This is a genomic window from Pseudomonas sp. PDM17 (assembly GCF_014851985.1).
Lineage (GTDB): Bacteria > Pseudomonadota > Gammaproteobacteria > Pseudomonadales > Pseudomonadaceae > Pseudomonas.
Genome location: NZ_JACVAT010000008.1, coordinates 73395 through 98302 on the forward strand (window position 1 = coordinate 73395; position 24908 = coordinate 98302).

General features: G+C 66.4%; 25 protein-coding genes. 17 read left to right on the forward strand and 8 right to left on the reverse strand.

Annotated features, from left to right (window positions below; translation table 11 throughout):
• Positions 1-43 precede the first annotated feature (43 nt).
• From IB256_RS25370 to IB256_RS25380, 3 genes are read left to right on the forward strand one after another with little or no spacing between them, the layout of a single operon-like run.
• Positions 44-700, forward strand: coding sequence for an amino acid ABC transporter permease (locus IB256_RS25370; RefSeq protein ID WP_138214369.1), 657 nt, complete (start codon positions 44-46; stop codon positions 698-700).
• On the forward strand, positions 697-1440 hold the full coding sequence (locus IB256_RS25375) for an amino acid ABC transporter ATP-binding protein (protein WP_081516968.1): 744 nt from the start codon (positions 697-699) through the stop codon (positions 1438-1440). Before IB256_RS25370 ends, IB256_RS25375 begins: the two co-directional genes overlap by 4 nt.
• Positions 1437-2723, forward strand: coding sequence for an NAD(P)/FAD-dependent oxidoreductase (locus IB256_RS25380; protein WP_192404564.1), 1287 nt, complete (start codon positions 1437-1439; stop codon positions 2721-2723). Before IB256_RS25375 ends, IB256_RS25380 begins: the two co-directional genes overlap by 4 nt.
• Before the next feature lie 22 nt (positions 2724-2745).
• On the opposite strand, the gene IB256_RS25385 is transcribed toward IB256_RS25380, so the two are convergent.
• Positions 2746-3519 carry an AraC family transcriptional regulator gene (locus tag IB256_RS25385; protein WP_192404566.1) on the reverse strand — a complete coding sequence of 258 codons (774 nt, stop codon included), beginning with the start codon at positions 3517-3519 and terminating at the stop codon, positions 2746-2748.
• A 222-nt stretch (positions 3520-3741) separates the two neighbouring features.
• Between IB256_RS25385 and IB256_RS25390 the strand changes: the two genes are divergently transcribed.
• The 4 genes from IB256_RS25390 (at position 3742) to IB256_RS25405 (ending at position 8836) form a co-directional block, all read left to right on the forward strand.
• Positions 3742-4836 (forward strand): polyamine ABC transporter substrate-binding protein, encoded by a 1095-nt coding sequence (locus IB256_RS25390; protein ID WP_192404568.1) that lies wholly within the window; start codon positions 3742-3744, stop codon positions 4834-4836.
• Between the two features lie 205 nt (positions 4837-5041).
• On the forward strand, positions 5042-6400 hold the full coding sequence (locus tag IB256_RS25395; RefSeq protein ID WP_192295636.1) for a glutamine synthetase family protein: 1359 nt from the start codon (positions 5042-5044) through the stop codon (positions 6398-6400).
• A gap of 40 nt (positions 6401-6440) precedes the next feature.
• Positions 6441-7526 carry a polyamine ABC transporter substrate-binding protein gene (locus IB256_RS25400; RefSeq protein WP_081516963.1) on the forward strand — a complete coding sequence of 362 codons (1086 nt, stop codon included), beginning with the start codon at positions 6441-6443 and terminating at the stop codon, positions 7524-7526.
• Between the two features lie 14 nt (positions 7527-7540).
• Positions 7541-8836, forward strand: a complete 1296-nt coding sequence (locus IB256_RS25405) for an NAD(P)/FAD-dependent oxidoreductase (RefSeq protein ID WP_192295635.1) — start codon at positions 7541-7543, stop codon at positions 8834-8836.
• A gap of 205 nt (positions 8837-9041) precedes the next feature.
• Here the strand turns inward: IB256_RS25405 and IB256_RS25410 are convergent, their stop codons facing one another.
• Positions 9042-9842, reverse strand: a complete 801-nt coding sequence (locus IB256_RS25410) for a helix-turn-helix domain-containing protein (RefSeq protein ID WP_225601952.1) — start codon at positions 9840-9842, stop codon at positions 9042-9044.
• Positions 9843-10087: 245 nt separating this feature from the next.
• Between IB256_RS25410 and IB256_RS25415 the strand changes: the two genes are divergently transcribed.
• Positions 10088-10498, forward strand: a complete 411-nt coding sequence (locus tag IB256_RS25415; protein ID WP_192295633.1) for an MAPEG family protein — start codon at positions 10088-10090, stop codon at positions 10496-10498.
• 7 nt (positions 10499-10505) lie between these two features.
• Here the strand turns inward: IB256_RS25415 and IB256_RS25420 are convergent, their stop codons facing one another.
• Positions 10506-11546 (reverse strand): RNA methyltransferase, encoded by a 1041-nt coding sequence (locus IB256_RS25420; RefSeq protein WP_192295632.1) that lies wholly within the window; start codon positions 11544-11546, stop codon positions 10506-10508.
• A gap of 112 nt (positions 11547-11658) precedes the next feature.
• Here IB256_RS25420 and ampC point away from each other — a divergent pair, with 112 nt between their 5' ends.
• Both ampC and IB256_RS25430 read left to right on the forward strand, forming a co-directional pair.
• A complete protein-coding gene (gene ampC, locus IB256_RS25425; RefSeq protein ID WP_192404570.1) occupies positions 11659-12801 on the forward strand; it encodes a class C beta-lactamase in 1143 nt (380 codons plus the stop codon).
• Positions 12802-12948: 147 nt separating this feature from the next.
• Positions 12949-14034, forward strand: coding sequence for an MBL fold metallo-hydrolase (locus IB256_RS25430; RefSeq protein ID WP_192404572.1), 1086 nt, complete (start codon positions 12949-12951; stop codon positions 14032-14034).
• Between the two features lie 85 nt (positions 14035-14119).
• On the opposite strand, the gene IB256_RS25435 is transcribed toward IB256_RS25430, so the two are convergent.
• Positions 14120-14824 (reverse strand): MgtC/SapB family protein, encoded by a 705-nt coding sequence (locus IB256_RS25435; RefSeq protein WP_192295629.1) that lies wholly within the window; start codon positions 14822-14824, stop codon positions 14120-14122.
• Between the two features lie 357 nt (positions 14825-15181).
• The gene (locus IB256_RS25440) at positions 15182-16126 is read right to left on the reverse strand and encodes a GlxA family transcriptional regulator (RefSeq protein ID WP_318652568.1); all 945 of its coding nucleotides are present in this window, start codon (positions 16124-16126) and stop codon (positions 15182-15184) included.
• 119 nt (positions 16127-16245) lie between these two features.
• On the opposite strand from IB256_RS25440, the gene IB256_RS25445 reads away from it, so the two are divergent.
• Together IB256_RS25445 and IB256_RS25450 are read left to right on the forward strand one after the other, a co-directional pair.
• The gene (locus tag IB256_RS25445) at positions 16246-17040 is read left to right on the forward strand and encodes an alpha/beta fold hydrolase (protein WP_192404574.1); all 795 of its coding nucleotides are present in this window, start codon (positions 16246-16248) and stop codon (positions 17038-17040) included.
• 202 nt (positions 17041-17242) lie between these two features.
• Positions 17243-17863 carry a cell wall hydrolase gene (locus tag IB256_RS25450; RefSeq protein ID WP_192295626.1) on the forward strand — a complete coding sequence of 207 codons (621 nt, stop codon included), beginning with the start codon at positions 17243-17245 and terminating at the stop codon, positions 17861-17863.
• Positions 17864-17874: 11 nt separating this feature from the next.
• Here IB256_RS25450 and IB256_RS25455 read toward each other — a convergent pair whose 3' ends face one another.
• Positions 17875-18396, reverse strand: coding sequence for an RrF2 family transcriptional regulator (locus IB256_RS25455; RefSeq protein ID WP_192295625.1), 522 nt, complete (start codon positions 18394-18396; stop codon positions 17875-17877).
• A gap of 324 nt (positions 18397-18720) precedes the next feature.
• Here IB256_RS25455 and IB256_RS25460 point away from each other — a divergent pair, with 324 nt between their 5' ends.
• The gene (locus IB256_RS25460) at positions 18721-19923 is read left to right on the forward strand and encodes an NAD(P)/FAD-dependent oxidoreductase (RefSeq protein ID WP_192404576.1); all 1203 of its coding nucleotides are present in this window, start codon (positions 18721-18723) and stop codon (positions 19921-19923) included.
• A 238-nt stretch (positions 19924-20161) separates the two neighbouring features.
• On the opposite strand, the gene IB256_RS25465 is transcribed toward IB256_RS25460, so the two are convergent.
• Positions 20162-20770, reverse strand: coding sequence for a TetR/AcrR family transcriptional regulator (locus tag IB256_RS25465; RefSeq protein WP_192295623.1), 609 nt, complete (start codon positions 20768-20770; stop codon positions 20162-20164).
• Positions 20771-20873: 103 nt separating this feature from the next.
• Here IB256_RS25465 and IB256_RS25470 point away from each other — a divergent pair, with 103 nt between their 5' ends.
• The 4 genes from IB256_RS25470 (at position 20874) to IB256_RS25485 (ending at position 24325) form a co-directional block, all read left to right on the forward strand.
• Positions 20874-22106 carry an oxygenase MpaB family protein gene (locus tag IB256_RS25470; protein WP_192404577.1) on the forward strand — a complete coding sequence of 411 codons (1233 nt, stop codon included), beginning with the start codon at positions 20874-20876 and terminating at the stop codon, positions 22104-22106.
• Positions 22107-22183: 77 nt separating this feature from the next.
• On the forward strand, positions 22184-23206 hold the full coding sequence (locus tag IB256_RS25475) for a DNA topoisomerase IB (protein WP_192404580.1): 1023 nt from the start codon (positions 22184-22186) through the stop codon (positions 23204-23206).
• A gap of 109 nt (positions 23207-23315) precedes the next feature.
• Positions 23316-24014 (forward strand): AzlC family ABC transporter permease, encoded by a 699-nt coding sequence (locus IB256_RS25480; RefSeq protein ID WP_192404582.1) that lies wholly within the window; start codon positions 23316-23318, stop codon positions 24012-24014.
• The gene (locus IB256_RS25485) at positions 24011-24325 is read left to right on the forward strand and encodes an AzlD domain-containing protein (protein WP_045214509.1); all 315 of its coding nucleotides are present in this window, start codon (positions 24011-24013) and stop codon (positions 24323-24325) included. The genes IB256_RS25480 and IB256_RS25485 overlap by 4 nt, the downstream gene beginning before the upstream one ends.
• A gap of 13 nt (positions 24326-24338) precedes the next feature.
• Here the strand turns inward: IB256_RS25485 and IB256_RS25490 are convergent, their stop codons facing one another.
• Positions 24339-24899: a TetR/AcrR family transcriptional regulator gene (locus tag IB256_RS25490; protein WP_231708998.1), complete on the reverse strand. Its 561-nt coding sequence runs from the start codon at positions 24897-24899 to the stop codon at positions 24339-24341.
• Positions 24900-24908 lie beyond the last annotated feature (9 nt).

The following is a 24908-nucleotide window of genomic DNA, read 5'->3' on the forward strand; positions in this document are numbered from 1 at the left end:
AAGGGTGACGGCCGCCCTCAGCTTCCCGCTCACGGACATCCCTATGTTTCTCCAGAATGCCCTGGACTTCCTGCCCATTCTATTGAGTGGCGCGGTGGTCACCGTGCAGGTCACGATTGCGTCGTTCCTGCTCAGCTCGCTCATCGGCCTGGCCTTCGCCCTGATGATGGTGTCGAAAATCCGCGCCGTGGCGCTGTTCGGCATCTCCGTGGTCAACGTGATCCGCGGCCTGCCGATCATCGTGCAGCTGTTCTACATCTACTTCGTGCTGCCGGACTTCGGCGTGCAGCTTTCCGCCATGCAGGCCGGCATCATCGGCCTGGGCATCGCCTACTCGGCGTACCAGGCGGAGAACTTCCGCGCCGGCATCCAGGCCATCCAGCAGGGGCAAATCGAAGCCGCCGAGTCCCTCGGTATGCGCGGCCCGATGATCATGCGCCGGGTGGTGCTGCCGCAGGCCTTCCGCATCGCCCTGCCGCCCTACGGCAACACCCTGGTGATGATGCTCAAGGACTCCTCGCTGGTGTCCACCATCACGGTGGCCGAGATGACCCGCGCCGGCCAGCTGATCGCCTCCTCGACCTTCGAGAACATGACCGTCTACACCCTGGTCGCCCTGCTCTACCTGGCCCTCAGCCTGCCGCTGTCGTTCGCCCTGCGCCGCCTCGAAGCGCGCATCGCCACGAGGAAGAAAGCATGATCCGCATCCAGTCGCTGCACAAAAGCTACGGCAGCACCCGCGTTCTCGAAGGCATCGACCTGTCGGTGGAAAGCGGCCAGGTGGTGTGCCTGATCGGTCCGTCCGGCTCGGGCAAATCCACCCTGCTGCGCTGCATCAACGGCCTGGAAACCTACGAGGGTGGCGACATCCTGGTCGGCCAGGAACGTGTCGACCGCCACGCCCACTCCATCCACGAAATCCGCACCCAGGTGGCGATGGTGTTCCAGCGCTTCAACCTGTTCCCTCACCGCACCGCGCTGCAGAACGTCATGGAAGGCCCGGTGTACGTGAAGAAGGAGCGCCCGGACGCTGCCCGTGAGCACGCCCGCGCCCTGCTGGAAAAAGTCGGCCTGAGCCACCGCATGGACGCCTACCCGGACGAACTCTCTGGCGGCCAGCAGCAACGCGTCGCCATTGCCCGCGCCCTGGCCATGCGGCCCAAGGCGATTCTCTTCGACGAGCCGACCTCGGCGCTGGACCCGGAGCTGGTGGGCGAAGTGCTGGCGGTGATGCGCAAGCTCGCCGACGAAGGCATGACCATGGTGGTGGTGACCCACGAGATGGGCTTCGCCCGCGAAGTGGCGGACAAGGTGTGCTTCCTCTATGGCGGGCGCATCGTCGAGGAAGGCGCCGCCAAGGATGTGCTCGGCGCGCCGAGCCAGCCGCGTACCCAGGAATTCCTCCGCCGCCTGCTCAACACCGACGGGGGCCAGGCATGAACGCCCAGCCCCTGGCACTGCCGCCCTCGCTCTGGGCAGCCACCGCGAACGCCGGCCCGGCCACACCGGCGCTGGCTGAAGACAAGCAGGTCGACGTCGCCATCGTCGGCGCCGGCTATACCGGGCTGGTCACCGCCCTGCACCTGGCCCGCAACGGCGTGCGCGTCTGCGTGCTGGATGCTGGCGAGCCGGGCTGGGGCGCTTCCGGGCGCAACGGCGGGCAGGTGATCCCCGGACTCAAACATGACCCCGACGACCTGCGGCGCATGTTCGGCGGCGAGAAGGCCGAACGCCTGATCGACGTTGCCGGCGGCGCTGCCGATGAAGTCTTCGAGCTGATCCGCCGCTACGACATCGACTGCGAAGCCACCCGCAAGGGCTGGATCCAGCCCGCCGCCTCGCCGGCCGCCCTGCGCGCCATCGAGAAGCGCGCCGGGCAGTGGCGCCAGCGCGGCGTAGCGGTGGAGATGCTCGACAAGAGCAGCGTCGCCCAACGCATCGGTAGCAACGACTACCTCGGCGCCTGGGTCGACCCGCGCGCCGGCAGCGTCCAGCCGCTGAGCTACGTGCGTGGCCTGGCCCGTGCTGCGTTGAGTGAAGGTGCCGCGATCCACGGCCACACCCGCGTGAGCAACCTGCGTCACCACGGCAGCGGCTGGCAGCTCAGCACCGATAGCGGGCACAGCGTGACCGCCGAACGGGTGATCCTCGCCACCAACGGCTACACGGACGACCTCTGGCCGAAACTGCGGCAGACGGTGATCGCCGCCAACAGCTTCATCGTCGCGACCAAACCCTTGCCGGATAACCTGCGGCGCAGCGTGCTGCCCAATGGCGAAGTCTGCTCGGATGCGCGCCGGCTGCTGCTGTACTTCAAGCAGGACGCTCGCGGCCGGCTGTTGCTGGGAGGTCGCGGTCCGTTCGCCGAGCCGCGCTCGCCCGGCGACTGGCTGCACCTGAAGCGCTCGCTGCTGGGCCTGTTCCCGCAGTTGGCCGAGGTGGAGTTCGAATACCAGTGGAGCGGTCGCGTGGCGCTCACCCCGGACTTCATGCCACGGCTGCATGAGCCGGCGCCGAACCTGAGCATCCTGCTGGGCTACAACGGTCGCGGCATCGCCATGGCCTCGACCCTGGGTCGTCACCTGGCGGAGCGCCTGCTGGACCGCGAGAAGGACTTCCCCTTCCCCGTCACCCCGGTGCGGCCGATTCCCTTCCATGGGTTGCAGCGCCTGTACCTGGGCGTGGGCATCGCCTGGTACCGGCTGCTCGACGCCGTTCTCTGAGGGCTCCCGGCCTGACGCCTTGTCAGGCCGGACCGCCTTCCTGCAGCGCCGCCAGGTAAGCACGCGGCGGCTGCCCGGTGTGCTCGCGGAAGCAGCGGTAGAACACCGACAGCGAATTGAAGCCCACCGCGAACGCCAGTTCGTCGATGCGCGCCGCCGGCTCCTCGCGCAGGCGCTCCAGCAGATGGCCGATGCGCGCCTGGTTCAGGTAGCGGTAGAAGCTCTGCCCGAGCACCTGGTTGAGCAGGTAGGAAATCTGGTTGCGCGTGTAGCCGGTGGCCCGTGCCAGGCGCTCCAGGTCCATCTCCGGGTCGAGATAGGGATGGGCGCTGCCGAAGTAGGATTCGATATCCAGCAGCATCTTCCCCACCTGGGCCGAGTTCAGGCCCAGGCGACGCTGGTCCTTGACGCCCTCCTCGCGCTGCTCGCGCACCGGCGTGGCGTACTCGTGGACGCGCCAGATCAGACCGTCGCGCACGGTGATCGCCTCGCTGGCACGGAACGAGGCCAGCCGGCTGCTGCGCCGCAACGTCAGGCGCGAGCGGTACTGGATGAACGCCGTATCGCCATCGGCGCGAATCTGATCGATGTGTTCGATGTGATGCTGCGGGCTGCGCGGCATGGCCGTGCGGATATAGCCGGGCAGCTCGCTGGCGGGGATTTCCAGGTCGTTGTAGAAATCGCAGTACTGCACCTGCGGGTGGAACATCGCCAGCACGCCTTCGACGTCGCGGTTCATCCAGCACTGGTGGTAGCGCGTGACCGCTTCGCGGGTGCGCTCGGTTTCGTCATTCATGGTTTTCCCTCCGCCTGGGGCCGCAGCGTAGGGCGCGGGCAGCGCGCTGCACAGTGCCGCGGGTCCGCAGCAGCATCGCCGATTCCGCCCGTGCACGGAAGAACGACGCAAAGCCGCGCCGCGCCTAGTTTTCGGCCAGGGCCGAGAACAACAGAACAAGGCCCGTTTCCCACCTGCCGATCGCATTGGCGCCGCGCAAGCCGGCGTCCTCCAGGAGTGAAGATGAACAAGCGTGCTTTGGGTTGTCTGGCCGGCCTGCTGGCCGGTGCCGCGTTGCCGGCGCTGGCGGCGCCACAAGAGGTGCATTTCGCCAACTGGGCCGACTACATCGGGCCGACCGTGCTGCAGGACTTCCAGAAGGAAACCGGAATCAGGGTGGTGCTCGACGCCTTCGAGTCCGACGAAGTGCTGGAGGCCAAGCTGCTCACCGGGCATTCGGGCTTCGATGTGGTGGTGCCCTCGGCGGACTTCCTCGCCCGCCAGCTCAAGGCCGGCGTCTACCGCCCGCTGGATGACGCACTGCTGCCCAACCGCAAGAACCTCGACCCCGACCTGCTGGCCCGCGTGGCCCAGTCGGACCCGGGCAACCGCTTCGCCGTGCCCTACCTCTGGGGCACCGTCGGCATCGGCTACAACCCGGCGAAAATCAAGGCCGCGCTGGGCGCCGACGCACCGCTGGATTCCTGGGATCTGGTGTTCAAGCCGGAGAACCTCGCCAAGCTCAAGGGCTGTGGGGTGGCCTTCCTCGACTCGCCGGCGAAGATCCTGCCGCTGGCCCTGCACTACCTGGGCAAGGACCCCAACAGCAACAATCCCGCGGACTACGAGGCCGGCACCAAGCTGCTGGAAAGCCTCAAGCCCTCGGTGACCTACTTCAGCTCGACCAAGTACATCGCCGACCTCGCCAACGGCAACGTCTGCGTGGCCATCGGCTTCTCCGGCGACGTGCTGCAGGCGCAGAAAAGCGCGCAGGAAGCCGGCGGCGCGGTGGACGTGCAGTACAGCGTGCCGAAGGAAGGCACCAACATCTGGTTCGACAACCTGGCGATCCCCAAAGACGCCCGCAACCCCGAAGGCGCTCACGCGTTCATCAACTACCTGATGCGCCCGGATGTGATCGCCAGGACCAGCGACTACCTGCACTACGCCAACGCCAACGTGCCAGCCAAGTCGCTGATGGACCAGAAGGTCCGCGAGAACCCGGCCGTCTACCCCAACGCCGAGCTGGTCAAGGGCATGTACGTCAGCCTGCCGCCGAGCCCGTCGATCCTGCGCCTGATCACCCGCGACTGGAGCCGGATCAAGTCCGGGGTCTGATCTGGCAGCCCTTCCGTTCACACCAGCAGCCCCGGTCGCCACAGCGCCCGGGGCTGTCTGCACGGGAAGCGGGAGGTTTTCAACGACGATTCCCAAGCCTTGCGGAAAGTGGATAGAACGTACACCTGCCTCCAGCCGACACTAGCCTCGCCTGGCAGCACGATGCTGCGTGCGCATCCATTACAAAATCAAAACCGAGGCTTGTATGACCACCCCCGCCGAGCAACTGGAGCAACGGCTGAAGCAACAGAAAATCACCGAAGTCGAATGCGTGGTGAGTGACCTCACCGGCATCGCCCGCGGCAAGATTTCCCCCACCAACAAGTTCCTCGGCGAAGGGGGCATGCGACTCCCCGAAAGTGTCCTGCTGCAGACCGTCACCGGCGATTTCGTCGACGACGACATCTACTACGACCTGCTCGACGAAGCGGACATCGACATGGTCTGCAAGCCCGACCCGGACGCCATCTACCTGGTGCCCTGGGCGCTGGAGCCGACCGCGATGGTCATCCACGACACCTTCGACAAGGTCGGCAATCCCATCGAGCTGTCCCCGCGCAACGTCCTCAAGCGCGTGCTCAAACTCTATGCCGACAAGGGCTGGAGCCCGGTCGTGGCGCCGGAGATGGAGTTCTACCTGACCAAGCGCAGTAGCGACCCGGACTTCCCGCTGGAAGCCCCCGTGGGCCGTTCGGGCCGCCCGGAAAGCGGCCGCCAGAGCTTCTCCATCGATGCCGCCAACGAATTCGACCCGCTGTTCGAAGACGTCTACGACTGGTGCGAACTGCAAGGCCTGGACCTGGACACGCTGATCCACGAAGACGGCCCGGCGCAGATGGAAATCAACTTCCGTCACGGCGACGCGCTGAGCCTCGCCGACCAGATCATCGTGTTCAAGCGCACCATGCGCGAAGCCGCGCTCAAGCATGACGTCAGCGCCACCTTCATGGCCAAGCCGATCACCGACGAGCCCGGCAGCGCCATGCACATCCACCAGAGCGTGCTGGACATCGCCACCGGCAAGAACATCTTCGCCGCCGAAGACGGCTCCATGAGCCAGCTGTTCCTCCACTACATCGGCGGTCTGCAGAAGTACATCCCGAAAGTGCTGCCGATGTTCGCGCCCAACGTGAACTCCTTCCGCCGCTTCCTGCCGGACACCTCCGCGCCGGTGAACGTCGAATGGGGCGAAGAGAACCGCACCGTGGGCCTGCGTGTCCCCGCCGCGCCGCCGATCGCCATGCGCGTGGAAAACCGCCTGCCGGGCGCCGACGCCAACCCGTACCTGGCGCTGGCCGCCAGCCTGCTCTGTGGCTACCTGGGCATGATCGAGCAGATCAACCCCAGCGCCGCCGTCCAGGGCCGCGCCTACGAGCGCCGCAACCTGCGCCTGCCGATCACCATCGAGGACGCGCTGCAGCAGATGGAAGACTGCGACGTACTCAAGGAATTCCTCGGCGAGAAGTTCGTACAGGGCTACGTCGCGGTGAAGCGCACCGAGCACGAGAACTTCAAGCGGGTGATCAGCTCGTGGGAACGTGAGTTCCTGCTGCTGAGCGTCTGATCCTCATCCCTGACTTCACAACAACAATTCGGGAGTCCCCATGAGACTGCTGCGCACCCTTGCGCCCTTCGCCCTGGCAGCCCTTGCCTCGGCCGCACATGCTGCACCGACGGTCAGCATCTACAACTGGACCGACTACATCGCTCCGGACACCCTCGCCGGCTTCCAGAAGACCACCGGGATCAAACCGGTCTACGACGTCTTCGACTCCAACGAGACCCTGGAAGGCAAGCTGCTGGCGGGCCGTTCCGGCTACGACGTGGTGGTGCCGTCGAACCACTTCCTGACCCGTCAGGTGCAGGCTGGCGTGTTCCTCGAACTTGACCGCAGCCAATTGCCGAACTGGAAGCACCTGGACCCGGTACTGCTCAAGCTGCTGGAACAGAACGACCCGGGCAACAAGCACTCGGTGCCCTACCTGTGGGGCACCAACGGCATCGGCTACAACGTGGCCAAGGTCAAGCAGGTGCTGGGCGTCGACAAGATCGATTCCTGGTCGGTGCTGTTCGAGCCGGAGAACATCAAGAAGCTCCAGGCGTGCGGCGTGGCGTTCATGGACTCGCCCGACGAGATGATCCCCTCGGTGCTCAACTACCTGGGCCTGGACCCCAACAGCACCAACCCGGCGGACTATCCCAAGGCCGAGGCGAAGCTGGTGGCGGTACGTCCGTACGTCACCTACTTCCACTCGTCCAAGTACATCTCGGACCTGGCCAACGGCAACATCTGTGTGGCCTTCGGCTACTCCGGCGACGTGTTCCAGGCCGCTGCCCGCGCCAAGGAAGCCAAGAACGGCATCGAGATCGCCTACAGCATTCCCAAGGAAGGCGCGAACCTGTGGTTCGACCTGATGGCGATCCCCTCGGATGCCGGCCATCCGGAGCAGGCCCTGGCGTTCATCAACTACGTCCTCGATCCGAAGGTGATCGCCGGCATCAGCGAGTACGTCGGCTACCCCAGCGCCAACGCTGACGCCAAGACCCTGCTGCCCGAGGAAATGCAGAACAACCCCGAGGTTTACCCGAGCCAGGCCGTGCTCGACAAGCTGTACATCGCCAAGGCGCCGCCGCCCAAGATCATGCGCCTGATGACCCGCAGCTGGAGCAAGATCAAGTTCAACCAATGAAACGAGAAAGCGCCATGAAGCACACCGAGGAGCACGCCGCGTCCTATTACGCCGCGACCGCCCGCGACCGGCAGCAGTACCCTACCCTGACCGGGGATGTGCGGGCGGACGTCTGCGTGATCGGCGGTGGCTTCACCGGCGTGAACGCAGCCCTGGAGCTGGCCCGGCGCGGCCACTCCGTGGTGCTGCTGGAGGCCCGGCGTATCGGCTGGGGCGCCAGCGGGCGCAATGGCGGGCAGCTGATCCGTGGCATCGGCCACGACGTCAGCGGCTTCGCCAGGTACGTCGGCGAGGAAGGCGTGCGCTACCTCGAGCAGGCGGGTGTCGATTCGGTGGCCCTGGTCGCCGAACGCATCCGTGAGCTGGATATCGAGTGCGACCTGCGCTGGGGCTTCTGCGAGCTGGCCAACACCCCGGCGCAATACGCCGCGATGGTCCGCGAGCAGGACTCCCTGAGCACTTCGGACTACCCCCACGAGACCCGGCTGGTACCACCGGAGCGCATGCGCGAAGTGGTCGCCAGCAACTGCTACGCGGGTGGGCACATCGACATGGGCTCGGGCCACCTGCACCCACTCGACCTGGTGAAGGGAGAGGCCCGCGCGGCCAAGGCCTTCGGCGCGCAGATCTTCGAACAGAGCCCGGTGCTGCGCATCGAGCACGGAGCCACGGCTGTGGTGCATTGCGCCCAGGGCCGAGTGCTGGCGAACACCCTGGTGCTCGGCTGCAACGCGCACCTGGAAGAGCTGGAACCCAAGCTCACCGGCAAAGTGCTGCCCGCCGGCAGCTACGTGGTGGCCACTGAGCCGCTGTCGGAGGAAGTCGCGGCGCAGCTGATCCCGCAGAACATGGCGCTATGTGACCAGAAGGTGGGACTGGACTACTACCGCCTGACGGCCGACCGTCGCCTGCTGTTCGGCGGCGCCTGCCATTACTCGGGACGCGACCCGGCAGACATCGGCGCCTACATGCGGCCGAAGGTGCTCAAGGTGTTCCCGCAGCTGGAGCAGGTGAAGCTCGACTACCAGTGGGGCGGCATGATCGGCATCACCGCCAATCGTTTCCCGCAGGTCGGCCGGCTCAAGAGCCATCCGAACGTGTACTTCGCCCAGGGCTATTCCGGCCACGGGCTGAACGTCACGCACTGGTCGGCCAAGCTGCTCGCCGAAGCCATCCACCAGGGTGAGAGCAAGGGGCTGGACCTGTTCAGCGCCGTGCCGCACCTGACCTTCCCCGGCGGCAAGCTGTTGCGCTCACCGCTGCTGGCGCTGGGCATGGCGTGGTATCGGGTGCGCGAGCTGATCGGCTGAAGACGATGCTCTTGCAGGATGACTGGGGCGCAGCGTACCCATCCTAAGGCTCCACGCCAATTGCACCTCTGCAGCCCCGCAGGGCGCATAACCCGGACCGGGTTATCCGCCCTGCGGGGCTACACGGAAGCTCCGAGTTCCATTGCAGGAGCAGGCCATGGCCGCGATCCGCGGACAACGTCCGCGCCTATGACGACCTTCGATACTAGGCCCGGCCGCCCTGCTTCGCCGTGGTCTTCGGATACTCGCCGAACAGCGCGAAATACGACTGGGAAAATCTCCCCAGGTGCCAGAACGACCACTTCATCGCCACCTCGGCCACGGTCATGCCGGACTCGGCGGCAGCCAGCAGGTCACGTCGCGCCGCGTTCAGGCGTCGGTTGCGCAACCAGACGATGGGCGGGATGCCGGCATAATGCAGGAACGACTGCTGCAGCGTGCGCGGCGAAACACCCACCTTTGCAGCTAGATCAGCCATGCCGAACTGCTCGTCGGGGCAGTCGCTCACCACCTCCTTGACCCGCTGCACCACGCGCTTGGCCTGGACGATGGAGCGCGCCCGGCGTTCGCCATCCAGCGGCGCTTCGCACAGCAGCGAGAAACAGTGGGAGACGATGCTCTGCGCCACGCCCGGCGCATCCATCGGGTCGCCGCCGGCCGTGGCGCCGGTCAGCAGGTTGCTCAGCGAAGTCGCCACCGACTGGCAGTGGCCCGAGCGCAACGGCGTCAGTACCAGGTCGGCGAAAGCATCGGCCGGCTGGCCCCAGTTCGCCGATTCCTTGATCACTACCGCCACCTCGCGGTAGTTCTCCGGCGTGACCCAGGCGTTGCGGGTCTCCCCGTCGAGCAGGTAGAGCGCGTTGTCGGACATGTCGAAGCTGAACACCAGGGCGCCGGGCGGGGCGTGGAACTCCTGCTCGACGCGCAGGTTCATCTGCTCTTCAAAGAGCTCGATCCCCTCGACTTCGGCGTGCAGGATGCGCCCGGCGAATCGCCCGGCGGACATCTGCGTGTACTGCTGTTCCCAACCAGGAATGGCTATGCGCTGCTGATCTACTTCTTGTGCTTCGACAACCCGGATCGCCATACCCAGCCCTGCTGGTTTTTTCAGATGCGAAAGGCTACCAACCGGGGCGAGCCTCATGCAAGTCAAACGCAGCTGCCATCGGCTCTGGCGCCGCTTACGGCAACTCCGTTCGTCGCCTATAGTGAGCCCCATCCGCCCGTTTCCCGAGTGAAGGATCACCCGCCATGCACCCGCTCATCCTGCCCATGGCCACCCACGTGGCGTGGGCCGCACTCCTCTACGCGCTGCTGACCGTTGCCCGCGCTCCGAAGATCTGGGGTATTGGCCAACGCGCGGACGGCAGTAATCCCTGGGCCGATGTCGAACCGCGCATCAGCGCCAACCTGTCCAACCAGTTCGAATGGCCGCTGTTCTTCTACGCCGCCTGCCTGCTGCTGATCCAGCAGCGGCTAGACCTGGCCGCAGCGACCTGGCTCGCCTGGCTGTTCATCGCCGGCCGCGTGGCGCACAGCGGCGTGCAGATACTCACCCGCAACATCCGGCTGCGCGGGCTGGTGTTCACCGTCAACTTTCTCGCCGTGCTCGGCTTGTGGGTGGTGGTCGTTCTGTCGCCCTCGGGCAGGCCCGCTGCCTGAGCGGCGGCTAGAGCAAGGGACTGCGCCGGCGTGTGGTGGCGATCAGCTCGGTGGCCCGCGCACGCAACTGGCCGCAGCCGCCATCGACATCCTGCCCGGCGCTGTTGCGCACCTTGGTCAGCACGCCACGGCTGTGCAGGTAGCGGACGATCTCGACGATGCGCTCAGCGTCCGGGCGCTGGTACTGGTCGCCTTCCAGCGCATTGAAGGGGATCAGGTTGAGCACGCCGAACTTGCCCTTGAGCAGCCGCAGGATGCCGTCGAGCTCTTCCTGGCTGTCGTTGACGCCCTTGAGCAGCGTCCACTGGTACTGGATCGGATAGTTCGTGGCGCGCGCGTAGGCCTCGCCCTGCTCCACCAGCTCCTCGGGCGTCAGCTTCGGCGCACGCGGCAGCAGATGCTCGCGCAGCACGGCATTGCTGGTGTGCAGTGATAGTGCCAGGGCCGGCTTGATCCGCTGCTGCGGCAGGCGCTCGAAGACGCGCGGGTCGCCGACGGTGGAGAACACCAGGTTCTTGTGGCCGATGCCACCGTCGGTGCCGAGACGGTCGATGGCTTCGAGCACATTGTCGAGGTTGTGCGCCGGCTCTCCCATGCCCATGAATACCACCTTCTTCACCGACCGAACGCGCCGCGCCAGGACCAGCTGGGCGACGATCTCGGTGGTGGAAAGCTGGCGCAGCAGGCCGCTCTTGCCGGTCATGCAGAAGCGGCAGCCTACGGCGCAGCCGACCTGGGTGGACACGCACACGCCGCCGCGCGGCAATAACACGCTCTCCACCATCTGCCCATCGGCCAGGCGCACCAGCAGGCGCTCGGAGTTGTCACCACCGGGATGGCGCGAGTGGAGGGTCGCCAGGGCGTCCAGTTCGGCGGCGACCTGCGCCACACCGTTGCGCACGCTCAGCGGCAGGAAGTCCTCGGTGGCCTGCCGCTTGGTGCCGGCGTCCAGCGGCCGGCCCTGCAGCCAGGCACGCAGCATCCGCGCACGGTGCAGGGGCAGCGCGCCAAGGTCGGCGAGGCGTTGGTCGAGGTCGTGGATTCGCATGGGGCGCGAATCCTACCACCGCCATGCTCAGCGGCGTAGCGCTACCGGTCTGGCTGGAGACCTGGCCGCGGCGATGCTAGGGTCAGCCCATTGCACTGCCCAGGAAGTCGTCATGCACCGGACCGCCCCGCTCGTACTCAGCCTCACCTCCCTGCTCATCGCCAGTCTCGCTCAGGCTGCCCCACCGGACTTCGATGCCAAGGTGAACAAGCTCGCCCAGCAGGTCATGCGCGAGCAGAACATCGCCGGCCTCGCCATCGGCATCACCGATCACGGCGAGCAGCGCTTCTACAACTTCGGCGTGGCGTCGAAGGAGAACAAGCAACCGGTGAGCAGCGACACGCTGTTCGAGATCGGTTCCGTGAGCAAGACCTTCACTGCCACCCTCGCCGGTTTCGCCCAGGCCGCGGGCAAGCTCAAGCTGCAGGACAGCCCGACACGCTACCTGAAGGAACTGCGCGGCAGTGCGCTGGACAAGGTGACGCTGATCCAGCTCGCCACCCACACTGCCGGCGGCTTCCCGCTGCAACTGCCCGACGAGGTGAAGACGCCCCAGCAGCTCACCGACTACTACAGGAACTGGCAGCCGCAGTACCCCGCCGGCACCCAGCGCAGCTACGCCAACCCCAGCATCGCCCTGCTCGGCATCGTCACCGCGCGGTCGCTCGACGTGCCATTCAAGACCGCGATGCAGCGCAACGTCTTCGCGCCGCTGGGCCTGAGCAATACCCATATCGACGTGCCAGTGACCCGCCAGGCCATCTACGCCCAGGGCTACGACAAGGATGATGCTCCGGTGCGGGTGAACCCTGACCAGATCGCCGACGAGGCCTACGGAGTGAAGTCCAGCAGCCGCGACCTGCTGCGCTTCGTCCAGGTGCAGCTGGGCGAGGTGAAGCTCGGCGACAAGTTGCGGGCGGCGGTGGATGCCACTCGTACCGGCTACTACCAGGTCGGCCCGATGACCCAAGACCTGATCTGGGAGCAGTACGCCTACCCGCCCAAGCTCGCCGAACTGCAGCAGTACAACGGCAGCAGCATGGTGCTGCAAAGCCAGCCGGTAACGGCGCTGCGCAAACCGTTGCCGCCGCAGCAGGACGTCTGGGTAAACAAGACCGGCGCCACCGGTGGATTCGGTGCCTACGTGGCTTTCGTCCCGTCGAAGCAGCGCGGCATCGTCATCCTCGCCAACCGCAACTACCCCAACGAGGTGCGGGTGAAGCTGGCCTGGGACATTCTCTCGAAACTCAACTGACCCAGGGCAATACCAGCGCCCGTGCAGGACCGGCGGGGGCTCCCATCGATAACGGTGATGTTCTGAATCAAAATGCCGGTAATGCTCCCTGGCGGCTGAACCTGTAGCGTGCTTCCCTGACGCATTCCGCCACTGAGGATCAGTGCCTTGCCCCGCCTCCCACTGCACCGCGCGCCCATCGACGACTACAGCCACTCGCCGCATTACATCGCCGGGAGATTCCGCAACCTCAAGGCACGCCCGGCCGACATGCCCGAACCGAGCGCCAAGGTGCTCTGGGATGTGCTGTTCAACAAACCGAAGAACACCGTGCCGCGCGCCCCGGTGCCGGTGCGCGCGCTGAGCCGTGAAGAGCTGGAGCAGGCGCCCGACCGCAGCCTGTACCGCCTCGGCCACTCCACCCTGCTGCTCAAGCTGCGCGGCGGCTGGTGGCTGACCGACCCGGTGTTCTCCGAACGCGCCTCGCCGTTCAGCTTTGCCGGGCCCAAACGCTTCCACGCGCCGCCGATTGCCCTGCAGGACCTGCCGCCGATCCGCGGCGTGATCCTCTCCCACGATCACTACGACCACCTCGACCGCGCGACCATCGCCGTGCTGGCCGAGCGCGCAGAAGTCTTCCTCACCCCGCTGGGCGTGGGCGATCGCCTGCTGGACTGGGGCGTGCCGGCGGAAAGGATCCGCCAGCTGGACTGGTGGCAGAGCACCACGGTGGACGGCCTGTGCCTGACCGCCACCCCGGCGCAGCATTTCTCCGGCCGTGGCGTGCGCGACGGCAACCGCACCCTGTGGTGCTCCTGGGTGATCGAGGACGACAGCCTGCGCGTCTTCTTCAGCGGCGATACCGGCTACTTCGACGGCTTCGCCGAGATCGGCCGGCGCTTCGGCCACTTCGACCTGACGCTGATGGAAACCGGCGCCTACAACGAACACTGGCCCTACGTGCACATGCACCCGCAGCAGACCGTGCAGGCGCATCAGGACCTCAACGGCCGCTGGCTGCTGCCGATCCACAACGGCACCTTCGACCTGGCCATGCACGCCTGGTACGAGCCCTTCGAGCGCGTGCTGGAAATCGCTGGCGAGCGCGGGCTCACCGTCACCACGCCGATGATGGGCGAGCGCATCGACCTCGTGGCACCCCATCAGGGTGAGCGCTGGTGGCGTGGCGTGGTGGCCGAAGAAGCCCGCGCACCGGCGCCGCGTTGCGGCTGCCGCATCGCCCGCGAGAGCTGAGAGCTGCGAGCTGCGAGCCCTTGTAGGATGGCGTGGAGCGTAGCGATACCCATCCTACGAAGAGCCCAGGAGCGCGCGTGGACTATCAATCGCTGGCCAACTCGAACAGCTGCCAGCGCACCGAGCTGACGCCCTTCTCCAGGCTGATGCGGCTGACCATCCGTTCCAGCTGGCCGGTGGCGCCGTGGCCACCGAGCAGCTCGGCGCGCACTTCCAGTTTCGCCGGATTGGTCTGGTCCTCGCTGTGCAGCGACTGCAGGCGCAGCTCGCTGCTGTCCAGGCTGTGCAGCATCAGGCTGCGCACCTGGATCTCGTCTTCGGCACGGCAGATGATGGCGACGCCATAACGCTGCTCCGCCTCGCTGGCCGGCAGCACGTCCTGGTGGTTGATGCGCTGGGCGATGTCACGCAGCAGGATGTTGGCGCAAAGCACCACCACGCTGCCCAGCGCAGCTTCCAGCAACAGGCCCATGCTGCACAGCACGCCGATGGCAGCGGTGCACCAGAGCGTGGCGGCAGTGTTCAGGCCACGCACGTTGAGGCCATCGCGCATGATCACGCCACCACCAAGGAAGCCGATTCCGGACACCACGTACGCAGCGATACGCGGCGCATCGGCGGATAGCCCCGGCATGGCCTGGGTCATCAGCACGAACAGGCAGGCACCGGTGCTGACCAGCGCGTTGGTGCGCAGGCCGGTGAGGCGCTGGCGCAGTTGGCGTTCGGCGCCGATCAGGGCGCCCAGAATGAGTGCCGCTGCGACCCGCAGCAGGAAGATTTTCCAATCCATGTTCCACCTCGTTTGCGGCGCAGGGCCGCTCCATGCGCCGGGCGATGCCGGCGCGCATTCGGGTGATGGATTGCGAGGGAGCGAAGGGCCGGACCGGCCCCGCAGGGGAATGGTGCGACGTCATCCCGTGGCGGGATGCGTAGCGCCACTGTCCGCAACGCAGCGAGACAGTGGCAGGGTTCTGCCGGACGGCTCGCTGTTCAGGCCTGTCGCAATCGACCAGGGCAAGTGTCCAAGGCAGGACTCCTCTGTGGATTCAAAAAAAGCGGCCGGCCCCGGTGTGAGCACTGCCCGGGACAGCTACCGGCCGCGAGTCGCCATCATCGCCGAGCTGCCTTAAGGTTTCCTTAGCGGCCCTCACGAAGCACCTTCACGCCAGCGCGCCGGGGTGGTGCCGACCTGCGTCTTGAACAGGCGGACGAAGAAACTGACGTTCTCGTAGCCGACCTCGGCGGCGATTTCGCGCACCGACAGCTGGGTCGCCAGCAGCAACTTCTTCGCCTTGTCGATGCGCACCTGCTGCAGATAGAGATTCGGTGGCAGCTTCGTCGCTTCGCTGAAACGGCGCTTGAAGGTGCGCTCGCTGACCCCGGCCTGGCGCGCCATCCGCTCGATGGTCAGCGGTTCGGCGTGGTGGCTTTCGATCCAGTCCTGTACCCGCAGCACAGCATCGTCGCAATGGTTGCGATGGCCCGGCAGGATCGGTCCGAGGCGGTGTGGATCGGCGACCAGCAGATGGGTGGCGCAGAGCTGGGCGAAGCGGTCACCGCAATCGCGGGCGAGAATATCCAGCAACGCATCGAAGCAACCATTGAGCGAACCGGTGCTGTAGAGCCCACCCTCCTGCAAGAAGGATTCGCGCGCCACGAAGCGGCACGCCGGATAGCGCTTGCCCAGTTGCCGGACAAAGGCCCAATGCGTGGCGAGCAGGCCGCCATCGAGACGCCCGCTGGCTGCCAGCCAGGCAGCGCCCGTGGTCAACGCCAGCACCCGCGCGCCAGCGTCGATGCGCTGGCCCAGCCACGCCAGCACCCGCACATCTGCCTCGAAGCCGGCCAGACGCGGCCCTTCGATGGCCGGCAGGACGATCAGCGAGGCGGCCTCGACATCCTCAAGCGCAGCCTCCGCCGTAATGACGTGACCACCTGCCGCGCACACCGGCGCGCCATCAACAGAGACCACGCGCACCGAGAAGGACGGCTCCACGCCCAGGTGCTGCTCCAGCAAAGCTGCAATGCGGAAAAAGTCCGCCGCCGAAAACAACCCCATCGCCCAACAGCCGTCATAGGCCAGAATCGCCACCTGTTTCAAATACCCTCCTGGCCCGATCGGACTATGAACACGCCCGTCTGAACATCGCCTCGGGCACCTGGCGGGAATACTATGACCGAACCCACAGCGAGTCAGTACAGGAGAGTCTCATGTCGTTGCCCGTCATCACCCGGGAGCACTGGATCAGCAGCGAGAAGGGCCAGCTGTTCGCTCAGGACTGGACGCCCGCCGAAACCGACGGTGAGCCGATCCTGCTGCTGCACGACTCGCTGGGCTGCGTGACGTTGTGGCGCGATTTCCCGGAGCAGCTCGCGCGCAGCACCGGTCGCCAGGTGATCGCCTACGACCGCCTCGGGTTCGGCCGCTCCGAGCGCTATCCCGGCGGCCTGCCGCTGGACTTCATCGACGACGAGGCGCGCAGTTTCTTCCCCCTGCTGCAACAGCACTTCGGCTTCGAACGTTGCGTGGTGTTTGGCCACAGCGTCGGTGGCGCCATGGCGGTGGCCTGTGTGGCACAGCATCCGCAGTCGTGCGCGGCGCTGATCACCGAGTCAGCCCAGGCTTTCGTCGAGCACCAGACCCGCGACGGCATCCGCGCCGCCGAGGTGGAGTTCGCCCGCGAAGGGCAACTGGAGCGCCTGCAGAAGTACCACGGCGACAAAGCCTTCTGGGTCCTGCGCGCCTGGGTCGATACCTGGCTGTCCGACGATTTCAGCGACTGGAACCTGGATGCGGAACTGGCGCAGGTGAGGTGCCCGATCCTCAGCCTGCATGGTGAGCAGGACGAGTACGGCTCGGCCGCGCACCCGGAGCGTTTCACCTCGGTCCCCGGCGTACCGACGATGCTCAGGCTGCTGCCCGATTGCGGCCACGTTCCGCACCGCGAGCAACAGCCGGCGGTACTGCAGGCGGTAGACGAATTCCTTCAGCGTTATGTGCCCTAGGCCCCGCCACTCGTGGGCTACGGCGGCTACCGTCTGGCTGGAAAGTTGAATCTAATTCCGCGCAGCCCAGTCACAACGACCAGGCGCAGTCGCCTCGCCACTTCGAGACGTAGGGAGGCGGCCTGAAGGGCGTCGTTGCGCGACTGCTTCGCAGGATTCGCACAACGACCTGACTGATTTCGCTGCGCAGGTAGGTTCGAGCATGTGCCGCCTTCTTCCATTGTTGCTGCTCACTCTGTGGGCGCCGTCTTCCTTCGCCACCTCCATCGGCACCTCCACCGACGAGAAAGCCCAGGCCGCGGTGAACAAGGCCGAAGTGCTGGAACAGCAGGTCGCCCACCCGGCGACGGCAGTAACCAGCCCGGCGCCCATCAGCAAATCCGAGGTCAAGGCGCTGGACCCGGCCGGCAAGGCGCCGCTGGACGACGCCATCACCTGCCTGTCGCGGACCATCTACTGGGAAGCCAAGGGCGGCGGCAAGGCGGACATGGAGGCAGTGGCCAATGTGGTGCTCAACCGCATGGGCCATGGGGGCTTCCCCGACACCGTGTGCGGCGTGGTCAAGCAGGGGCAGGCGCAGAAGCACTGCCAGTTCTCCTGGTGGTGCGACGGCCGATCCGACCAGGTGGAAGAGAAGAACCGCTACGACATCGCCAAGGAAATTGCCCGCCGGGCCCTGAACCAGCAGCTCAGCGACCGTACGCGCGGCGCCATGTACTTCCACGACCGTCACGCCTCGCCTGGCTGGGCGAAGGAATACATCCGCACGGCAGAGACCGACGAGTTCATCTTCTACAAGCCGCGCGGCGGTGATGCGCGCTAGGGTGCTTCAGGTCAGCTGACGACGCTGGAACCGTCGCGCTGGCCGTCCATCCAGCGCACCAGGGCCTCGCCGAACTCCGGTGGAGCCTTGCGCCCGACGCGGCGCGCGAGGTCGAGCACGGTGTGCTGGGCGAGGGCTTCTTCCATGCGTTTCTGCGCGGTGAGCATGACCGCGTGGATCGAGCAGGTGCCGCAGGTCGCCCATTCCGGGGGCGAGCCTTCGAACACGGCGCAGCGCCCACGGATGTCGCGGCACTCGAAGATCTGCTTGTCGCCGTCGATGGCCTTGACGATATCCAGTACGGTGATTTCGTCTGCCGGCCGCGCCAGGCGGAAGCCGCCGCGCACGCCTTCGGTGGCCGCCACCAGACCGGCCTTGGCCAGCTTGGTGAAGACCTTGGCAAGCAGCTCCTGGGGCACGCCCTGCAGTTCCGCCAGCGCACGCACGCTGGAGTCGCGGCTGTCGCCCTTCTCGTCTGTCAAATAGAGCAGGCAATGAATGCCGTACTCCACGCCTGCACTGTACAAAGCCATCACAAACTCCGACTAAATCAGTCGCACTATTCTCAAGCCCTGCCGGGCATCCGGCAAGCACTTAAGCATGCAACCTGACGAGCTGTCATCTGCGGCACGCGGGCTATCGGCTCCTTGTCCTGTTCGCCAAATAAACAGAAGCAACGCCTTTTTCCCGCCCCAACCGTGACGAACGGTCGGAGTTTGCAGCAGAAATCGGTTGCGTCGCTTAACTACGACAAATATAGTCGTAGTTATCCGAGGCGAGCCGGGAAGCGAACCGCTCCGATATCAGGCACTCGGGAACCCAACAACCTGGATTCATCCTTCTCGTCGGAGAGCACCATGAAACAACGCATCCTGATCGTCGGCACCGGTTTCGCGGGCATGTGGAGCGCCCTGAGCGCCACCCGTCTGCTCGACCTGCACCAGCGCGGCGACGTCGAAGTCGCGGTCCTCGCGCCCCAGGCCGAACTGCGCATCCGTCCGCGCTTCTATGAGCCGAACGTGCACCAGATGGCCGCGCCGCTGGGCGACCTGTTCGGCGCCGTGGGCGTGACCTTCATCCAGGGCAGCGCCGAGCAGATCGATGTCGACGGCCGCCAGCTGGATTACCGCAACGCCAGCGGCGAAATCGCCACCCTGGGCTTCGACCGCCTGATCCTCGCCAGCGGCAGCAAGGTGGCCCGCCCCGCCCTGCCGGGCATCGAGCACGCCTTCGACGTGGACGAGATCGACCAGGCCGTGCGCCTCGAAACGCACCTCCGCGCGCTGCACCAGCTGCCGGAGTCCGAAGCGCGCAACACCGTAGTCGTCGCCGGCGGCGGCTTCACCGGTATCGAAACCGCCACCGAAATGCCGGCGCGCCTGCGTGAAGTGCTCGGCGCGGACGCCAAGGTACGGGTGATCGTGGTCGACCGTGGCACCGAGATCGGCGGCGCACTGGGCGTCACCTCGCAGTCCGTGGTGGCCGAGGCTTCCGCCGAGCTGGGCGTGGAGTGGCGCCTGAAGGCTTCGGTGGAATCCATCGACGAGAACGGCGTGACCCTCTCCAGCGGCGAGCGCATCGAGGCGAAGACCGTGATCTGGACCGCCGGCGTTCGCGCCAGCTCGCTGACCGAGCAGGTTTCCGGCGAGCGTGACCGGCAGGGCCGCCTGCACGTGGACCGCAACCTTCAGGTGATCGGCCAGGACGCGGTATTCGCCACTGGCGATACGGCCTACGCTGCCACCGACGATGTCGGCAACTATGCGCTGATGACCTGCCAGCACGCCATTGCCCTGGGCCGCTCGGCCGGCAACAACGCCGCCGCCGACCTGCTGGGCGTAGCCCCCATCCCCTACAGCCAGCCCAAGTACGTAACCTGCCTGGACCTGGGAGCCTGGGGCGCGCTGTTCACCGAGGGCTGGGACCGCCAGGTGCGTTTCCAGCGCGAGGAAGGCAAGAAGATCAAGACCGAGATCAACACCGTGTGGATCTACCCGCCGGCCGCCGATCGCGCCACTGCACTGGCAGCGGCCGACCCGATGATCCCTGTCGTAGCCTGATGCGTTGAACAGAGCCCCGGTCGGCGCGAGCCTTCCGGGGCTTTTTCTTTGGCACTTTCTGGCGGTACCCGCTGGCACCATACCTGCCGGTAACTCTGCGTAGGATGGGTGGAGCGTAGCGATACCCATCGTCAGGGTTGCCCGTCATGCCAGCAGCATGGGTATCGCTGCGCTCCACGCCATCCTACTTGTGCCTTCCTGATGCCTTGCGACGAACGCTGCGCCGCTGCCGGCGCTCCTATTGGCTGGGCCGGGTGCGTGGCGCACAGAGGGACTCGACCATCCGCGCCAGCGTCCCGATCACCTCCTCGCGCCCCAGCAGCGGCTGCGCCTCGCTCAGGTAGCGCGCGGTGGTGTACTGCACGGAGTTGATAATCACGAACAGCACGGCCGGCAGGTTGTCGATGCGGTAGTCGTCGAAGTGGCGCATCAGGTACTGCCGGCACACCTCCATCATCTGCTGCTCCAGGGTCTGGAACACCGGCGCGGAATTGAGCCGGTGCCAGTGCCGCAGCAGCTCGCGCTGCGCCGCATCGCCCTCGACCTGCTCGAAGATGCCCTCCAGCACAGCGCGGGTGACGCTGCCGATGTCTGCACCCAATAACGGCGTGACGCGCTCGTGCACCACCTTCATCAAGGTCCCGGCGCGCTGCATCAGCAGGGCCTCGACGATCATCTCCTTGTTGGCGAAGTACTGGTAAAGCGAGCCGACGCTTACCCCGGCGCGACGTGCCACGTGGTTGGTGGTCAGGCCGTCGAGGCCGCGCTCGCCGATTTCCAGCGCCGCCGCCTCGACCAGCACCGCCACCATGTCACTGGCGCGCTGCTGCGTGGGTTGCTTCCTCATGCCTCTCTCCTGGTGCGAGCCGGATGCGAGTTGAATGCGAGCAAATACTCGCAATAGCGTAATTCGAGGAATCCGCCCGGCCACCCAACCAAGGTATGAATCGATGAGCGCAACCGCCCTGCCCACCCGCCACGGCGCCGACCTGCAGCGCGCCCGCCGCACTGCCGCGCCGGTACGGCGCTTCCTCAAGGGTCCGAGTGAACCGGATGCCGCGACCTGGCAGGCCATCGGTGAGTCCCTCACGGTGGGCGATGCACCCATGGATACACTGGTGGAGTGGATGTTCGACGTCGGCCTTGGCAGTGGCATGCGCCTTTACGAGCAGGCGCTGAACCAGGGTATCGCCGCTATCCCCGGCGCACCCGAGCCGCTGAAGACCTTCTTCGCCCAGGTCAACGCGCTGCCCGCCTGGGTCGACCTGCAACGCCTCGATGAAGGTGCAGGTGCCTGTGGTCTGTCGGGGCTCACCGGCATGCGCGTACTCCGCGACCTGGGCCTGCTGGCCGGCTACCAGGCTTCCGGAATCAACCGCACCCTCGTGCTCACCGGCGCGCTGGAGAAAGGGCCGCAGCGGCGCATCGCCGAAACCACCAAATGGTGGATCGACTGCACCCGTCCCGGCGGCATGGCGCAGGGCGCGGCGGGTTATCGCAGCACGCTGCACGTGCGGCTGGTGCACGCCCTGGTGCGCCGGCGGGTTTCACGGCTGGAAGCCTGGGACTTCGCCCACTACGGCCTGCCGGTCAATCAGGGCGACATGCACGCGACCTACCTGGCCTTCTCGGCGATCTTCCTGATCGGTCAGCGCATGCTGGGGGTGGCCCTGAGCCGGAGCGACCGCGAAGCGATCATCCACCTCTGGCGCTACATCGCCTGGCTGATGGGCGTCGAGGAGCGCTGGCTGTGCGCCAGCGAGAACGATGCGATCCGCGCGCTCTACCACAACCTGCTGTCCCAGGCGCCGCCAGACGACAGCAGCCGTATTCTCGGCTCGGCGCTGGTGGATGAACCGCTGCAGCGCCACTACGCCAACTTCGCCTGGCTGCGCGGGCGGCTGAACCGGGCCATCCACCTGAGCATCGCCGGCACCTTCATCGACGCCCAAGGCCGGCGCGCCCTCGGCCTGCCCGGCGGCAGCCTGCCGTGGTACCCGCTGCTGAGCGCGCCGCCACGTTTGCTCTTCCACTGCCTGCTGCGCGCACTGCCCGGTGGCCGCGGCTGGCTGGTGCGCCACGGGCTGCAAAGCCAGGAGGATTATCTGCGCACCCTGTTCGGCGGGGCGGATCCCCGGCTGATCTCGCCCACGCACCTGGCAGTGGAGGACGTCCGCCACTGAATCTGGCCATGTGAAAAAAACGGCACTCGAAGCGCCAATGCGCGATCCATACACGCAAGAACCTTCGAGGAGCCGCCATGGGTACACCGTCGGAACTGCCTGAGCTACCGCCCGACCTGCACTACGTCGACGACAGCCTGCCGGGTATCAGCCGGCGCCGGCTGCGCGGGCGCTTCGCCTATTTCGACCCGGGTGGCGAACGCATCCGCGTGGAGGCGGAAATCCAGCGCATCGACCAGCTCGCCATTCCGCCTGCATATATCGATGTGTGGATCTGCATCGACCCGCTTGGCCACCTGCAGGCCACCGGGCGCGACGTGCGCGGGCGCAAGCAATATCGCTACCACCCGCGCTGGACCGAGGTGCGAGACAGCGCCAAGTACGAACGCCTGCTGCGCTTCGGCGAGTGCCTGCCAGCCCTGCGCCGGCGCATCGAGCAAGATCTGGCGCAGCCGGGCCTGGGCGCGGAGAAGGTCATGGCGACCGTGGTCGCGCTGCTCGATCGCACACTGATCCGCATCGGCAACCAGCGCTACCGCAAGGAGAACCGCTCCTTCGGCCTCACGACCCTGAACAACCGCCATGTCGACGTGCAGGGCACCCGCATCCACTTCGCCTTTCGCGGCAAGAGCGGCGTCAAGCACAGCGTGGACATCGAGCACCCGCGCCTGGCGTGCATCCTCCGGCGCTGCCTGGAGCTGCCCGGCCAGCAACTGTTCCAGTACCTGGACGAAGAGCGGCAGCGGCATATGATCGACTCCCGCGACATCAACGCCTACCTGCGTGAGCACGCTGGCGAAGGGTTCACCGCCAAGGACTACCGAACCTGGGCGGGCACCGCCCTGGCCCTGGAGTACTGCCGCAAGACCCGCTGGGAGGACGAGAAAAGCGCCAACCGCCAGCTCAAGGAGATCATCCAGCGGGTCGCCGACGAGTTGGGCAATACCCCGGCAATCTGCCGCAAATGCTACGTGCATCCGCTGGTGGTCGAAGCCTTCCTCGCTGGCGAACTGGCCGGCCTGCGCAAGCAGCGCAAGCGGCAGAACCTGAGCGCCGAAGAGGCCACCCTCCTGGCATTTCTCTCGCGCACGCCGTCCTGAGCGTTCGCCAGAAGGAAGCGCACGAGGGCAATGACAGCAAGATTGTTCAAGCCAGCACAATCGTATCTCTGCCACGCTGAAAGCACTTACCTGCCTGCAAGAAACGTTCATGTCCCAAGATCAGCTTCCCTCACGCGCCTTCCTCAGGGGCACCATCGACATCATGCCGCTGTCGCTCGCGGTCCTGCCCTGGGGCCTGCTGGCCGGCTCCCTGGCCATCGACGCCGGCCTCTCGCCACTGCACGGCCAGGGCCTGTCGGCCATCGTTTTCGCCGGCGCCGCGCAACTGGTGGCCATCGGCATGCTCAAGGGCGGCGCCGGATTCTTCTCGATCATGATCACCACCCTGCTGCTGACCTCGCAGCACCTGCTCTACGGGATGACCATGCGCCCGGTGATTGCCCCGCTGCCGGGGCGCTGGCGCGCCGGGCTGGGCTTCCTGCTCACCGACGAGCTGTTCGCCCTCACCAGCGGCCATGACCGCGAAACCTTCAACCGCTGGTACGCCCTGGGCGTGGGCCTGACGTTCTACATCGCCTGGAACCTCTTCACCCTCGCCGGCGTGCTGGTGGGCACCAGCATTCCCGGCCTCGAGCACCTGGGGCTGGACTTCTCCATTGCCGCCACCTTCGTTGCCCTGATCGTGCCGGTGGTGAAGAACATCCCGACCGTGGTCTGTGTCGCCGTCTCGCTGTTCTGCTCGGTGCTGCTCAGCTACTGGCAGGTCGGTTCCGCGCTGGTACTTTCCGGCCTGGCGGGGATGTTCGCCGGCTTCCTCTGCCAGAAATTCTCGGGGGTGCGCGCATGATGGCCTGGGCAGTGATCTTCGGCATGGGCCTGATCGTGTTCTTCAACCGCTACGTGTTCCTTGAGCCGCGCCTGCCGATCCGCCTGAGCAGCAACGTGAGGCAGTTCCTCGGCTTCGCCGTGCCGGGGATGCTCACGGCGATCTGCGGACCGATCGTGTTCCTTCCCGAACACCAGTTGAACCTGCGCGTGGACAACCCCTACCTGCTCGGCGCCATCGTCGCCGTGGCCCTGGTGCTGTGGACACGCAACGTACTGCTGAGCGTGCTCCTCAGCATGGGGGCGTTCTACCTGCTGCGCTGGTGGCTGTGACCGGCGCCGGGCTTCAGCCCGCCTCGCCCCGCCCGTAGTACGCCAGCACCAATCGCACCAGCGCTTCCTCGATGCCCTCGCGCCGCCCCGGCGCCAGGGCAGCGGGATCCTCCAGCAGGGCGCGCAGCACGCCACCGACAGCGTGGGCGAGCACGAACACCTCGGGCTCGTCGAGCTTGCGCAGCTGCTGGTCATGGCCGATCAGGCCATGGGTCACCAGGTGGGTCATGATGCTGCCGCGCAGCGCCGGCAGCGGGCTGCCACCGCCGCGGGTCATCAGGTAGTGCATCAGCGCCTTGTGCGCGCCGGTGCGCCCGCCGTAGGCGCTGACGGCCGCGTGGATCACCGCGCGGATGCGCTCGCCGGGCGTTTCCGGCGGGCGAGCGGACAGCGCGCCCATGATCCCGGTGGCCAGCGCCGCCAGTTCGCGTCGGGCCAATTCGTCGAGGATGCGTTCCTTGTTGGGGAAGTACTGGTAGAGCGAACCGACGCTCACCCCGGCCAGTTCGGCCACGTGGTTGGTGGTGAACCCCTCCAGGCCATGACGCTCGAGGATGCGCCGGGACGCCTCCAATATGAGTTC

Bases quoted from the DNA above. Each gene is read 5' to 3' on its own strand.
- IB256_RS25370 (WP_138214369.1), top strand. From the start codon at position 44: ATGTTTCTCCAGAATGCCCTGGACTTCCTGCCCATTCTATTGAGTGGC.
- IB256_RS25375 (WP_081516968.1), top strand. From the start codon at position 697: ATGATCCGCATCCAGTCGCTGCACAAAAGCTACGGCAGCACCCGCGTT.
- IB256_RS25380 (WP_192404564.1), top strand. From the start codon at position 1,437: ATGAACGCCCAGCCCCTGGCACTGCCGCCCTCGCTCTGGGCAGCCACC.
- IB256_RS25385 (WP_192404566.1), bottom strand. From the start codon at position 3,519: ATGAATGACGAAACCGAGCGCACCCGCGAAGCGGTCACGCGCTACCAC.
- IB256_RS25390 (WP_192404568.1), top strand. From the start codon at position 3,742: ATGAACAAGCGTGCTTTGGGTTGTCTGGCCGGCCTGCTGGCCGGTGCC.
- IB256_RS25395 (WP_192295636.1), top strand. From the start codon at position 5,042: ATGACCACCCCCGCCGAGCAACTGGAGCAACGGCTGAAGCAACAGAAA.
- IB256_RS25400 (WP_081516963.1), top strand. From the start codon at position 6,441: ATGAGACTGCTGCGCACCCTTGCGCCCTTCGCCCTGGCAGCCCTTGCC.
- IB256_RS25405 (WP_192295635.1), top strand. From the start codon at position 7,541: ATGAAGCACACCGAGGAGCACGCCGCGTCCTATTACGCCGCGACCGCC.
- IB256_RS25410 (WP_225601952.1), bottom strand. From the start codon at position 9,842: ATGTCCGCCGGGCGATTCGCCGGGCGCATCCTGCACGCCGAAGTCGAG.
- IB256_RS25415 (WP_192295633.1), top strand. From the start codon at position 10,088: ATGCACCCGCTCATCCTGCCCATGGCCACCCACGTGGCGTGGGCCGCA.
- IB256_RS25420 (WP_192295632.1), bottom strand. From the start codon at position 11,546: ATGCGAATCCACGACCTCGACCAACGCCTCGCCGACCTTGGCGCGCTG.
- ampC (WP_192404570.1), top strand. From the start codon at position 11,659: ATGCACCGGACCGCCCCGCTCGTACTCAGCCTCACCTCCCTGCTCATC.
- IB256_RS25435 (WP_192295629.1), bottom strand. From the start codon at position 14,824: ATGGATTGGAAAATCTTCCTGCTGCGGGTCGCAGCGGCACTCATTCTG.
- IB256_RS25445 (WP_192404574.1), top strand. From the start codon at position 16,246: ATGTCGTTGCCCGTCATCACCCGGGAGCACTGGATCAGCAGCGAGAAG.
- IB256_RS25450 (WP_192295626.1), top strand. From the start codon at position 17,243: ATGTGCCGCCTTCTTCCATTGTTGCTGCTCACTCTGTGGGCGCCGTCT.
- IB256_RS25455 (WP_192295625.1), bottom strand. From the start codon at position 18,396: ATGGCTTTGTACAGTGCAGGCGTGGAGTACGGCATTCATTGCCTGCTC.
- IB256_RS25460 (WP_192404576.1), top strand. From the start codon at position 18,721: ATGAAACAACGCATCCTGATCGTCGGCACCGGTTTCGCGGGCATGTGG.
- IB256_RS25465 (WP_192295623.1), bottom strand. From the start codon at position 20,770: ATGAGGAAGCAACCCACGCAGCAGCGCGCCAGTGACATGGTGGCGGTG.
- IB256_RS25470 (WP_192404577.1), top strand. From the start codon at position 20,874: ATGAGCGCAACCGCCCTGCCCACCCGCCACGGCGCCGACCTGCAGCGC.
- IB256_RS25475 (WP_192404580.1), top strand. From the start codon at position 22,184: ATGGGTACACCGTCGGAACTGCCTGAGCTACCGCCCGACCTGCACTAC.
- IB256_RS25480 (WP_192404582.1), top strand. From the start codon at position 23,316: ATGTCCCAAGATCAGCTTCCCTCACGCGCCTTCCTCAGGGGCACCATC.
- IB256_RS25485 (WP_045214509.1), top strand. From the start codon at position 24,011: ATGATGGCCTGGGCAGTGATCTTCGGCATGGGCCTGATCGTGTTCTTC.